The following is a 13,373-nucleotide window of genomic DNA, read 5'->3' on the forward strand; positions in this document are numbered from 1 at the left end:
ATGAGTCGAACAAATGATCTTGGGCGGGATGAAATTCCCCGTCTGGTAGTAAAGCTGGCCATCCCTACGATGCTGGCGCAGCTGGTAAATGTCTTATATTCCATTGTAGACCGAATGTATATTGGAACCGGTGTCGGCGATCTGGCACTGGCCGGTGTCGGCATCTGTGCGCCGATTGTTACACTTCTGGCATCCTTCGGCTCCATGGTCGGTCAGGGCGGCGCCCCCATCATGGCTATGAAAATGGGAAGCGGCAATGAAAAAGAAGCCCGTCAGGTACTGAACAACGGATTTTTAATGCTTCTGATTCTGTCTGCCGTACTGACCAGCGGATTCCTGCTCAGTAAAAATACGCTGCTCATGTGGTTTGGCGCCAGTGATGCAACCTTTTCCTATGCCAATACCTATGTGACGATTTATACTGCCGGAACCTTCTTCGCATTAATCTCCGGCGGCATGAACAGCTTTCTCATTGCCCAGGGATTTTCCGGCCTAGGCATGGCAACAGTCGTCATCGGCGCGATCCTGAATATTCTTCTGGATCCGCTTTTCATCTTTGTCTTCCATATGGGCGTTGCCGGAGCTGCCATTGCGACGGTCATTTCCCAGATCGTCTCCTGTCTCTTTGTACTTGACTGCCTGTTCAGCAAACGGATGCCGGTACGACTTGGCTGGGGCGATTTTCATGTAAGCGTCATGAAACGAATTGTCACCTTTGGTTTCTCCCCGTTCCTGATTCTTGCCAGTGACAGCATTCTGCTCATTGTGCTGAACACCGTGCTGCAGCGTTACGGCGGTCCGGGTGAGGGTGATACGCTGGTCACCTGTGCAACCATTGTACAGAGTTATCTTCTGCTCATCACTATGCCCATGGGCGGCATTACTCTCGGCAGCCAGCCGGTGGTCAGCTTTAACTATGGAAAAGGTGATGCAGAGAGAATCAAAAAAGCGATTCTGTGCATCACCGGACTGTGCGTTACTTTCTGTATTCTAATGACCATTGTGACCTGGACCGTATCCCCTGTCTATGTACAGCTTTTCACGGAGGATCCTGTGATTCTGAGCCGTTCCGTTATCTATATTAAGCGGTTCACCTTCATGATTATCCCGCTGGCCGTACAGTATCCGCTGGTGGACGAGACCACCGCCCTCGGCAAAGTGAAGCTGGCACTCTTCTGCTCTGCTTTCCGGAAATTTGTGTTCCTCACCGGGCTCATCCTTCTGCCTGCCCTGCTCACCGCAGATGCTGCCTTCTTCTCAGAACCGGTGGCCGATGTGGTGTCCGCCACCATGACCAGCTGCCTGTTCTTTCATTTCTTTCCGAAAATACTGAAAGAGCGGGAGAAAATTACGATTTAACATCCAATCATAATCTTAATGATCTCCTGATTGGTCTCTTTCATTCCATCTTTTGCAAGGCGGCCTACGTTCTGGATATTGGCTTCCACACCTGCGCCAACCAGGCCGTCTCCTGCATGAAATTCCTGTCCGCACATGTACATATCATATCCCATGATGCCTGCTTCTACTGCGGTTGCAATCTTGGCAGCACAGGAAGCTTTTGCGCCGTCACAGACAATACCGGATACAATGGCAAGGGCATTGACTACTGTATGAATCAGCACTTTGTAATCTCCGCCTTTTAAGTAGGAAATACCAGCTCCGGCGCCTACGCCTGCACTGATGGCACCGCAGAATGCGGAAAGTCTTCCGATAGGCGTCTTCTGATGAATTGCCGTCAGGTTGGACAGTGCCAGGGCACGGTACATCTTCTCTTCGGATACACCCAGTTCTCTTGCAAAGATAACAACCGGCACAGATGCGGTGATACCCTGATTACCGCTTCCTGAATTGATGACAACCGGCATCTCACAGCCGTTCATACGGGCATCAGATCCGGCGGCAGCCATGGCTCGGGCATGGTTGGCAGTCGTATGTTCCTGGGTTTTCCAGATGACTTTTCCGATATTAGCACCGTAATCATTGGTCATACCTTCTTCTGCAATGGCCATATTCATACGAAGCTGCGGCTCCAGTATCGGTTTTACATCTTCTACATCTACGGTATTGATAAACTCCCAGATATGCTCCATATCCAGAAGACTCCGGTCCGTCAGGTTATTCTCCTCTTCTCCCGATACTGGAATATTTTCAAGGATCTCTCCGTTTTTCTCAATTCTTACAATATTAGTATGGTAATTAGCAATTCGCACCTTTGCAGAATCTGCGCCTGCATGAACGGTTACTTCAATATCAAAAGTAATACCGCTTTCCAGATGTTCCACTGTAATAGGGGTCTGTTCCAGGAACTGTTTGATTTCCTCAACCTGTTCCTCTTTCACATAGGAGATTACTTCCAGTTTCTTTTCCGCATCCCCTGCCACAATTCCTGCCGCCGCTGCCGCAGGAATGCCTTTCAGATGTCCGGTATGCGGCACGATCACAGATTTTACATTTTTGATAATACTTCCACTGGCTGCCACTTCTACTTTATCCGGCAGTACTCCCAGTGTCTTTCTCGCTACTGCCGCCGCATAGGCCAGTGCAATCGGCTCGGTACATCCCATTGCCGGTACCAGTTCTTCTTTTAAAATCTGTACGTATGCTCTGTATCTCAAATCTGTTTTTTTCATTTTTCATCCCCGCTTTAAATTATTATGGGGCGATCAAAGATCACCCCATATATCTAATATTCCACGCTCTCCAGCGTCAGTCCTTCCGGCGGCATAAGCCGTCCGGCTTTTGTGCGCTCCTGCCCTTCCAGTATCTCCGTCATTTCTTCCGGTTTCCGAAGCCCCAGTCCCACTTCCACCAACGTACCGGTCAGAATGCGGACCATATGATAAAGGAATCCATCTCCGGTATAAGAAATGCGGATCTCCTGTCCCATCTTTCCGATCTCGATCTTCTCAATGGTACGCACGGTAGACTTCTTGAACTTCTTCAGGGAACAGAACGCCCGATAGTCGTGAGTTCCGCATAGAAGAGTTGCCGCCTGTTCCATGGCATCAAGATCCAGCGGTTTCTGGATCCATGTGGTAAATCTTCTGCGGAATACATTTCTGACCGGTGCATTCCAGATCCGGTAGACATAGGTCTTCCGCACGGCATTCAGTCTCGCATGAAACCGGGGAGCAGCCTCCTTCACGGTCAGAACAGCAATATCTTCCGGCAGATATTCATTCATATATCGGCAGATCTCCTCGGGTGATTCTTTCGTCTTACACCGAAAACTGATAACCTGTCCGGCGGCATGAACCCCTGCGTCCGTTCTTCCGGAACCATTCACTTCCACCGGCTCTCCTGCCATCTTCGTGAGCAATGTTTCCAGCTTGCCCTGTATCGTATTATCCGTATTTCCCTGGGTCTGCCATCCACGATAGCGTGTCCCATCATACTGCAAAACTGCCTTATAATTCATCTTACAGCTCTTTCTTCAGGAATTCTACCATATCAATGGCTTTCGGCGGGCATCCCTTGCAGCTCTTCTCAAAGCCACAGGTACAGTGACCGATACCGATCTCACCGGTCTGTCCTTTATACCCCTGCCCGATGGCAATCTTTTTCTTACAATTTCTCAGCATGCCCATATCATTCAGACGATCAAGCGCATAGATCAGAGAACCATAGCAGGCACTGCAGGCATCCACCGGTTCCACATATTTTGCCAGTTCCTGCACTCTTCTGGTCATACGGATCTTTCCCTTTGCATTGCAACCTTCATTCAGCTCGATAATCTTTGCCTTGGAAGTATCCGCACATCCGACACCCAGTTTCTCTGCCATACCGATATAAGCCACTTCACTGACCGGATAGCCCATTGTCTCGCAGACATATGCATCACAGAGAACCGGATCGCGGAATGCCATAATACGATTCATGGTTACCGGGTTGCCACCCTCTTCAAAATCAAGATCTCCACAAATATTATCAACGAGAATAAAATCATTCGGTACAACAGTTGCCAGATGTGCGATCGGTTTATGCAGGCCCATAGTGTGGAATTTACGTTTCTCACTGTTCGGGATCAGACCTTTGTTATTCTTCAGGGCACAGGTAATCGTTGTCTGACAATGTCCTTTCAGAACCGGCATATTAATCAGGAAGTCCAGAGACATAGGAAAATCACAGACATTCAGCTGCATACCCTTTGCGTTGTAGGATTTATAAGTATCCTGCTGGTTGTCCACCAGTTTTACGCCGTATTTGCGCGCCACTTCCGGGTAACCACAGACACGGAATGCAGCCTGAGTACGATCACCAACCCAGGAACCTTCCGTAATGGAAATATTTTTAAATCCATTCTCCTGCAGGTATTCGATGGTTCCCTCAATCATCTCCATATGAGTGGTTGCACCGCTGTCCGGAGTTTTTGCAACTACCAGATTCGGCTTCAGACCGATCTTTTTCTTCTTGTCACCGATCTGCTCGGCCAGTTTCGCAGATGTAAGGATTTCCTTAGTCATCTCCTTATAGTTTTTTCCATAGATCATCAGAATCTCATTTTTTTCCATAATGTTCTTCCTTTCAATTTGTATATTCCTGATAAACAGCCACATGATCATAGATGCACCGCCAGCTGCTGTGCGCATTGGCAGTCACACAGATATAATGTTTACCGCTGTCTGTCTCCTCATAGCTAGCAGCACAGTTGCCAGACTGAGCAACAAACCCGGTCTTGGCACAGACTACCGTGCCTTTTGTATCTTTATCTTCGATTCTTCTTAAAAACCAGTTGGAAATGGTAATTCCTTCCGGGTGCTGCTCTGTTGCGCTGGTTGTATAGGTATGTGCGGTCAGCACCTCCCGTGCCAGATCATTTTCCACAGCTGCCTTTAAGATCATGGCCATGTCATAAATGCTGCAGTAATGATTTTCATCATATAATCCCACACAGTTGGTAAAATGTGCCGTATCGGACAGTCCATGCTCTGCAAGCTTCTCATTCATCATGTCCACAAAGGCATCCATGGAACCTGCCACATAGCAGGCAAGACCTGCAGCCGCATCTCCGCCGGAGGGAAGGATCGTTCCATAGAGAAGATCCCGGACGGTTACCGTCTCCTCGTCCAGAAATCCCACCGCACTGCAGTCATGGGAATAGCTGAAATCGGTGATCTCCTTGGTAATGGTAAAGGTATCATCAAGATCCGTCACATGCTCAGCCGCAACCAGAACGGTCAGAATCTTCGTCATGGAAGCCGGGCTGATCCGATCATAAGCCCCTTTCTGAGATACAATAGTATTGTCATCGAGATCTACTAACAATGCATAGCCGCTCTGTACCGAATCACTGCCCAGGTAGGTGGTACTGTCTGTTTCTTTTGCATCATAACCTGCCGCAAATGGCATGGAGGATGTTTGGACCGAAGCTTCTGTCTCTTCCGCTTCCTGATCTTCTTCCCCAGAAGCCTGCTCCACATCCTGCGAATTATCCCCTGCATCATCTCCGGTATCCGACACTGATGTCGTTGTCTGTTCCTGCATTGTTTCTCCAGAATCTTCCGACAGTTTTGCCTTCCCTGTCCGGCCGGTCATCAACCAGATTCCCAGCGCCAACAGAACCACTGCGGCGGTTCCCGTCGCGGCCATCAACATTCGTCGTTTTCTCCGCTGTCGCTCACGGGCTCTTCTGCGGTTTTCCATCCGCTGCCGCTCCCTTTTCTTCTGTCTTAACTGTTCTTCCGCATCATAATCCCGCACACCGGTGCCTCCATATTTTCAAACTTCCTGTCTATTTTAGCAGAAAATGCTTACGGTTTCAATGAATGGACAAAAAAAGACGCAGGTCAGACAGTTTCCTGTCCGGCCTGCGCCATGATTTTTACAATCATTAGTTCTGCTGGGTATATCCGAAGAAGAAATATCCAAGCGGAGTGTAGTACATACCGCTGATGTTATCAGACAGCATATACGGGTTGGTATAGAAGTAGATCGGTGCAAGAACGCTATCCTGTCCGATAAGGAGATCCTCAGCCTTGTGGAAAGCAGCCATACGCTCAGTCTGGTCAGATGTAGCTTTTGCTGCGTCGATCAGAGCATCATACTCCGGATTAGAGTACTGTGCATCGTTGTTTCCACCGCCGGTATACCACATATCCAGGAAAGAGCACGGATCATTGTAGTCAGCAATCCAGCCGTTACGTGCGATCTGGAAATCTCCGTCTTTTCTGCTCTTCAGGAATACGTTCCAGTCCTGATTGCTCAGGTTAACGGTTACGCCCAGCTCGGTCTGCCACATGTTCTGCAGTGCCTCAGCGATTGCTTTATGACGGTCGTCAGTGTTGTACATGTACTCAACAGCCGGGAATCCCTCTCCGTTCGGATATCCTGCCTCTGCAAGAAGCTCACGGGCTTTGTCGCAGTTTGCCTGATAATCGTCAGCGGATACGCTGTAGTACTCGCCACCTACAGTACGGAAATCATCACCGTTAGCGCCCTCTGCATCATATACACCAGACGGAACATATCCGGTAGCCGGAACCTCACCGGACTGAGATACGTTCTCTACGATGTAGTTACGATCGATAACCAGAGAGAATGCCTGACGAACAAGCGGGTTGGAGAATACTTCATCCTCTGTGTTGAAGCATACATAGTAGGTTCCGATGTACGGAGCTACCGTGATCTGTCCAGATGCGAGATAGTTAGCCATCTCGTCAGTCGGGAAGTTCATGATGAAGTTCAGCTCACCGCTGTTGAATGCTGCCAGCATAGCGTTGTTGTCATCCAGCAGGGTGTATTTGATGGTGTCCGGACCAAGTTTCTCATAATCATAGTAAGTCTCACTCTTCTCGGTAAGAATGTATGCATTATGGGACCACTCAACCATTTTATATGCACCGTTTCCGATGTAGGTCTCCGGGCTGTAAGTCCACTCTTCATTTCCTTCTACAATATCCTGACGAACCGGGAAAGTAGCCGGGAATGCCATGATCTCCTCGAAATACGGGCAGTCATAGGAAAGAGTAATCTCAAGGTTCTTGTCATCAATGGCTTTGATTCCAAGAGTATCTTTGTCTGCAGATCCGTCTGCAACTTCTGCATATCCCTGTACCATATCGATCATATAGCAGTAGTCTGCAGCAGTAGCCGGATCAGCCAGACGTTTCCAGCTGTACTCAAAATCGCCAGCAGTTACGTCTTTTCCGTCAGACCATTTGATACCATCACGCATTTTAATTGCGTAAGTAACGGTACCATCATCATTCACGGTCTTCTCCCAGGACTCAGCCTGTCCAGGAGCAAGCTCTGCTTCTCCGTTTCCGTTGTCGACCCATTTTACAAGGCCCTCGAACATATGATTGGCCATAATTGCTCCGTCAACAGCAGAGTTCAGAGCCGGGTCAATGGTCATCGGCTCAGATGCCAGGCAGACTGCCAGGTTATATCCATCGGCGGATGCAGTGGTATCTGCTGCTTCAGTAGTAGTACTGCTGTCTGCTGCAGATGTGTCGTTAGTGGAGCTGCTGCTTCCGCAGGCTGCTACAGATACTGCCATAACAGAAGCCAGTGCCAGTGCCAGAAACTTTTTCGTATTTTTCATAATACGATCCTCCTTTATATTCTTCGCGTGAAAACACGCATGTATCAAAAGAACTTACGTTCTGATACTCTTATTTATCCAGAAGATGACATGCTGCCCAGTGTCCCGGCTCGTGTTCTTTAAAGGCCGGCATTTCTATGCTGCAGCGCTCGGTCGCATAGGGACATCTGGTATGGAAACGACATCCGCTTGGCGGATTCATGGGACTCGGAATATCACCCTGAAGGACGATTCTCTGTCTCGTTCTGGAAAGCTTCGGATCCGGTACCGGTACTGCGGAAAGCAGTGTCTGGGTATACGGATGAATCGGGTGGCGGTTCAGCTCATAGCTTTCACCCAGCTCCACCAGGGAGCCTAAATACATAACACCGATCCGGTTGGAAATATGGCGGACAACGGATAAGTCATGGGCAATGAACAGATAGGTCAGTCCCATCTCTTCCTGCATGTCCTCCAGCATATTTACCACCTGGGACTGAATGGATACGTCCAGTGCGGAAATCGGTTCGTCACATACGATAAATTCCGGTTTTACTGCCAGGGCGCGGGCAATTCCCACACGCTGCTGCTGTCCTCCGGAAAACTCATGAGGATAGCGGTTGGCATGCTCGGTATTCAGTCCGACTTTGCCAAGCAGTTCTTTGATCATATCGGAACGGTCCTTTTTGGACTGTGCCAGCTTGTGAATATCAATGGCCTCTCCGATGATCTCGCCTACGGTCATACGCGGATCAAGGGATGCGGAAGGATCCTGGAAAATAATCTGCATCTTTCTGCGGTACGGCAGCATATTAACTGCCTTTTCTTTTCCAAGAGGTTTGCCATCCGGCCCCAGCGGATTGTCATAGATGGTCTCTCCATCATATACGATCTTACCGCCGGTCGGCTCATGAAGGCGGATAATGGTACGGCCAAGGGTCGTTTTACCACATCCGGACTCTCCTACCAGACCAAGGGTCTCTCCCTTTTTGATGAAGAAAGAAACATCCTGTACCGCCTGTACACCGGGTCCTTTCATTCCCTTTACCGGGAAATATTTTCTTAAGTTATTAATCTCAAGAAGAATCTTGTCTTCATTTGCCATCTTACTTCTCCTCCTTGTTCATCTGCTCCTGAACACGCAGCCAGCAGGCAGAACGATGGTTCTCTCCTACTTCCACATAAGGAGGCATTTTCTTCAGGCAGATCTTCATGCAGTGTTCGCAGCGGGGAGCAAAGGGGCATCCTTCCGGCGGGTTCAGCATATCGACCGGTGATCCCTCGATCGGAATCAGACGCTCATAAGATTCTGCATCCACACGGGGCATGGAACGAAGAAGTCCCATGGTATACGGATGGGCCGGTTCATAGAAAATATCGTCTACCGGACCCTGCTCAACAATTCTTCCTGCATACATAACAGACACTTTGTCGCAAATATCTGCTACGACACCCAGGTTATGAGTGATGAAAATAATACCCATATGGGTCTTTTTCTGCAGATCTTTCATCAGTTCCAGAATCTGTGCCTGGATCGTAACGTCCAGTGCGGTAGTCGGCTCATCGGCAATCAGAAGCTGCGGATGGCAGATCAGACCCATGGCGATCATAACACGCTGGCGCATACCACCGGAGAACTCATGAGGATACTGTTTCATACGCTTTTCCACGTTATTGATGCCCACCATCTCCATCATCTCCATGGCACGCTTCTCTGCGTCTGCCTTGGAAATCTTCTTATCATGAGCTCTCAGCGCCTCAACCAGCTGGTTTCCGATGGTGTATACCGGGTTTAAGCAGGTCATGGGGTTCTGGAAAATCATAGCCACTTTATTTCCACGAAATGCGGTCATTTGCTCTTTCGTATAACTTAATACATCTTCCCCTTCAAAAATAATGGAACCTCCAGTTACTTTTCCCGGGGACTGTAATAATCCCATAATGGAATAGGCTTCCTGGCTCTTTCCAGAGCCGGACTCACCTACAACCCCCATGACCTCACCGTAATTCAGGTCATAAGAGATGCCTCCAACTGCTTTTACTTCTCCGGCAGGAGTTAAAAAAGATACGCGAAGGTCTTTTACTTCCAGTAATTTTCCTGTTTTATTCGTCTCTGACATATTCGCTCCTCCCTTCTTATTTCTTCAGCTTCGGATCCAGTGCATCGCGAAGTCCATCACCAAACAAGTTGAACGCCAGAATCATTACACTTAAGATCACGGACGGAATGATCAGACGATAAGTATAAGTATACATACCACTTAATGCATCCGTTGCCATGGAACCAAGACTTGGCAGCGGTGCGGATACACCAACGCCCAGATAGGACAGGAAGGACTCCAGAAAGATTGCAGACGGGATCTGCAGGCATGTCGTAACAACAATCTGTCCGATACAGTTCTGCAGCAGATGCTGACGGATAATTCTTCCGCCGGAAGCACCCAGTGCACGGGCTGCGGTTACATACTCCTGCTGTTTCAGCTGCAGTACCTGGCCACGGATAATACGGCTCATGGTTACCCAGTACAGCATACCAAATGCAATAAACATGGAAATCAGGTTCGGTCCCATAGTGTTGACAAACTCTTTCATAGGACCGCTTCCTGTATTTACAAAATTCGTCAGGATTGGTTTCAGTGCTGTCGCAATCAACAGAACAACCAGCATTTCCGGTACGGAATAAATTAACTCTACAATACGCTGCATGACTGCATCCACTTTACCTCCACAGTAACCGGAGATGGAACCGTAGAGGGCACCGATAAGAAGTACCAGCAGCGCCGCACAGATACCAACTGCCATGGATACACGTGCTCCATACATCACACGGACCAGAATGTCACGGCCATACATGTCGGTACCGAACACATGGGGAAATACTTTTTCCCCTGCTGCTTTTCTCTGCAGTTCTTCGTTGGAATAGCCAAACAGTTTTTTCTTAATGCCAAGTTCCTTGCGGACAGTAGCCGGATCGGTATCCTCGTGCTCACTCTGTCCCTTGGAAGCTACTTTTGCTTTTGCACGGATCATGGCAATGTCTACACTGGAAAGAGTCTCTCCTTTGGCTTCTGCCTCTGCCTTCGCATTCTCAATCAGCGTATCTACGTCCATAACTTCAGACTCGGATCTGGCTGCAATCTCTTCATCCAGACGGGTCTGATCTTCCAGGGCATAATGGTACGGGTACAGATTTTCTGCTCCTGTACTAAACTGATCATAACCATAGGGAACCAGGAGTGGTCCCACGAATGCAAACAGGAACAGGAAAATAATAACTCCCAACGCAATCATAGCTACGGTATTTTTCTTCAGACGTCTCCATGCATCCTTCCAGTAGGAAACACTCTGACGATCCTGAATGAAGTCATCTCTTTCCTGCTGACTTGCCGGTTCGAAATCTTCCGGAGTCAACTCCGCAAGAAGGGATTCAATATCCGGCTGAAGGCTGACGGGACATCGCTTTATCTTATTGTCTTCTGCCATAGTTACTCTCCTCCCTTGCCAAGGCTGATACGCGGGTCAGCCACTTTATAAAGAATATCCACTACTACATTCATCAGAATAATAAATGTTGCAAGGAAAATCGTGGTACCCATGATAACCGGGTAGTCACGGTTCTGGATGGACTGTACGAAATAACGTCCTAATCCCGGAATGGAGAATACACTCTCCACCACGAAACCACCGCACAAAGTAAATGCAACCTGCGGTCCCAGATAAGTAATAACCGGAATCAGGGCATTTCTGAGGGCGTGTTTGAAAATAATCTTGCTGTTTTTCAGACCCTTTGCTCTCGCCGTCTTAATATACTCCTGATTCAGAGAATCCAACATGGCAGATCTGGTCTGACGCGCCGTATAACACATCGGATAAAATCCCAACGAAAAACACGGAAGCACATAAGTTCTCCATCCTGCCGACGCATCAAAAATCGTCGGGAACAGCTTGAATCCGGAAATACCTCCTGCCATGGTTACCAGAAGTACAGATGCAACCACGAAACTCGGCATGGAGATTCCAAGGGTACAGACAACACGGAGAATACTGTCGGTCATTTTTCCTCTCTTAAATGCTGCCAGGCATCCCAGCGGCACACCTACCAGCACTGCCCATGCCAGCGCAATGGCACCGATCTTTGCAGATACCGGGAACATCTCAAGAATAATGCTCAGAACCGGACGATTCTTCTGCATCTTCAGGGAAACACCGAAATCACCATGTGCAAGGTTACCAAGGTATTTGAATAACTGAACGTATACCGGCTGATCCAGTCCGTATTTGGCATTCAGTGCAGCCAAAGTCGCTTCAGTCGGACTTTTCTCACTTAACCAGGGACTACCCGGGACTGCGTTCATTAGAAGGAAGGTCAGACAGGTTACCAGAAAAATGGTAACAATTGCCATTCCAAGTCTTTTCGCAAAATATTTGCCCATTTTATCACCTACACAAAAAATATTTTTGGCCGTTATTCGCTAAAAAACAGCCCCGTATCTGTTGTCAGGTAAGGGCTGTCTTCATAAAACGAACCGTATTTGATATTATACCATCAAATTATAGAAATTTCAATGTTACGCTCTGCTAATTTTCGTCATTTTTTCATGGTATCATTTTACATTTCTGTAAATTTTTGCACGATTTCCAAAAGCAGCAGTACAATTTTTTCCATAGACTGCACCGGAACATACTCATAACGTCCGTGGAAATTATGGCCTCCTGTGCAAAGATTCGGGCACGGCAATCCCATAAAAGAAAGTCTCGCCCCGTCGGTACCTCCGCGGATCGGGCATACCTTGGGCTCAATTGCCAGTTTTTTCATTGCCTCAGACGCAATTTCAATCAGCTCCATATGCGGCTCAATCTTCGCTTTCATATTGTAGTAGGAATCCTGAATATCTGCTTCTACCGTTCTTTTTCCATACTTTTTATTCAGGAACTCTGCCGCTTCCTTCATCAGTTCTTTTTTTGCCTCAAATTTCTCCCTGTCATGATCACGGATAATATATTTCATCACGGTCTCTTCCACATCACCGGAAATACTGTCAAGATGGAAGAATCCTTCGTAGCCATCCGTGCATGCAGGATTTTCATAAACCGGAAGCAGCGACTGAAATTCCATACCAATCAGGATGGCATTTTTCATGGCACCTCTTGCAGAACCCGGATGAATGCTGATCCCATGAATCGTTACCTTCGCACCGGCCGCGTTAAAGTTCTCATACTCCAGCTCCCCCAGTGCTCCACCGTCTACGGTATAAGCCACATCCGCACCAAATCCTTTCACATCGAAAAAGTCCGCACCGCGTCCCACTTCTTCGTCCGGAGTAAATGCCACACAGATCTTTCCATGGGAAATCTCAGGATGTGACTGCAGATACGCAACCATGCTCATGATCTCTGCCACTCCAGCTTTATCATCTGCGCCAAGGAGTGTGGTACCGTCCGTTGTGATCAGATCCTGGCCTGTATAATTCAGAAGTTCCGGATATTCCTTCGGGTCAAGCGTCTCACCGCTCACTTCATTCAGCCGGATCACACCGCCGTCATAATTTTTTACAATCTGCGTGTGAATATTGGCACCTGATGCTGCCGGTGCTGTATCCATATGGGAGATAAATCCCATTGCCGGAACCTTTTTTTCTGTATTTGCCGGAAGACAGCCATATACATAACCATAATCATCCATGCGGACATCGGAAACACCCAGAGCTTCCAGTTCTTCTTTCAGCATTCTTCCGAGATTTTTCTGTTTTTCCGTACTTAGAAATGCCTCCTGCTCATCCTCTGACTGTGTATCTACTGCAACATAACGCAGAAATCTTTCTGTTACATCTGCCATCTCTGTTATTCT

Annotated in this window: 11 protein-coding genes; 1 reads left to right on the forward strand and 10 read right to left on the reverse strand. The window is 48.1% G+C overall.

The window, feature by feature from the left end; translation table 11 throughout:
* Positions 1-1,359, forward strand: coding sequence for an MATE family efflux transporter (locus LKD36_RS05695; RefSeq protein ID WP_308459029.1), 1,359 nt, complete (start codon positions 1-3; stop codon positions 1,357-1,359).
* Here the strand turns inward: LKD36_RS05695 and LKD36_RS05700 are convergent.
* The 10 genes from LKD36_RS05700 to pepT form a co-directional block, all read right to left on the reverse strand.
* Positions 1,356-2,633: an L-cysteine desulfidase family protein gene (locus LKD36_RS05700; RefSeq protein ID WP_308459030.1), complete on the reverse strand. Its 1,278-nt coding sequence runs from the start codon at positions 2,631-2,633 to the stop codon at positions 1,356-1,358. The genes LKD36_RS05695 and LKD36_RS05700 overlap by 4 nt on opposite strands.
* A 53-nt stretch (positions 2,634-2,686) precedes the next feature.
* The gene (gene truA / locus LKD36_RS05705) at positions 2,687-3,421 is read right to left on the reverse strand and encodes a tRNA pseudouridine(38-40) synthase TruA (protein ID WP_308459031.1); all 735 of its coding nucleotides are present in this window, start codon (positions 3,419-3,421) and stop codon (positions 2,687-2,689) included.
* A gap of 1 nt (position 3,422) precedes the next feature.
* Positions 3,423-4,514 carry a DUF362 domain-containing protein gene (locus LKD36_RS05710; protein ID WP_308459032.1) on the reverse strand — a complete coding sequence of 364 codons (1,092 nt, stop codon included), beginning with the start codon at positions 4,512-4,514 and terminating at the stop codon, positions 3,423-3,425.
* Positions 4,515-4,527: 13 nt separating this feature from the next.
* Positions 4,528-5,703: a D-alanyl-D-alanine carboxypeptidase family protein gene (locus LKD36_RS05715; RefSeq protein WP_308459033.1), complete on the reverse strand. Its 1,176-nt coding sequence runs from the start codon at positions 5,701-5,703 to the stop codon at positions 4,528-4,530.
* A 130-nt stretch (positions 5,704-5,833) separates the two neighbouring features.
* Complete coding sequence (locus LKD36_RS05720) at positions 5,834-7,546, reverse strand: peptide ABC transporter substrate-binding protein (protein ID WP_308459034.1); 1,713 nt, start codon at positions 7,544-7,546, stop codon at positions 5,834-5,836.
* 70 nt (positions 7,547-7,616) lie between these two features.
* Positions 7,617-8,630: an ABC transporter ATP-binding protein gene (locus LKD36_RS05725; protein WP_308459035.1), complete on the reverse strand. Its 1,014-nt coding sequence runs from the start codon at positions 8,628-8,630 to the stop codon at positions 7,617-7,619.
* A gap of 1 nt (position 8,631) precedes the next feature.
* Positions 8,632-9,645 carry an ABC transporter ATP-binding protein gene (locus LKD36_RS05730; protein ID WP_308459036.1) on the reverse strand — a complete coding sequence of 338 codons (1,014 nt, stop codon included), beginning with the start codon at positions 9,643-9,645 and terminating at the stop codon, positions 8,632-8,634.
* A 16-nt stretch (positions 9,646-9,661) separates the two neighbouring features.
* On the reverse strand, positions 9,662-11,008 hold the full coding sequence (locus LKD36_RS05735) for an ABC transporter permease (RefSeq protein WP_308459037.1): 1,347 nt from the start codon (positions 11,006-11,008) through the stop codon (positions 9,662-9,664).
* 2 nt (positions 11,009-11,010) lie between these two features.
* Positions 11,011-11,958 carry an ABC transporter permease gene (locus tag LKD36_RS05740; RefSeq protein ID WP_118769528.1) on the reverse strand — a complete coding sequence of 316 codons (948 nt, stop codon included), beginning with the start codon at positions 11,956-11,958 and terminating at the stop codon, positions 11,011-11,013.
* Positions 11,959-12,134: 176 nt separating this feature from the next.
* Entirely contained in the window at positions 12,135-13,361 is a 1,227-nt protein-coding gene (gene pepT, locus LKD36_RS05745) for a peptidase T (protein ID WP_308459038.1), read from the reverse strand.
* Positions 13,362-13,373 lie beyond the last annotated feature (12 nt).

The sequence above is a fragment of the Hominiventricola filiformis genome, from assembly GCF_020686965.1.
Classification (GTDB): Bacteria; Bacillota; Clostridia; order Lachnospirales; family Lachnospiraceae; genus Hominiventricola; species Hominiventricola filiformis.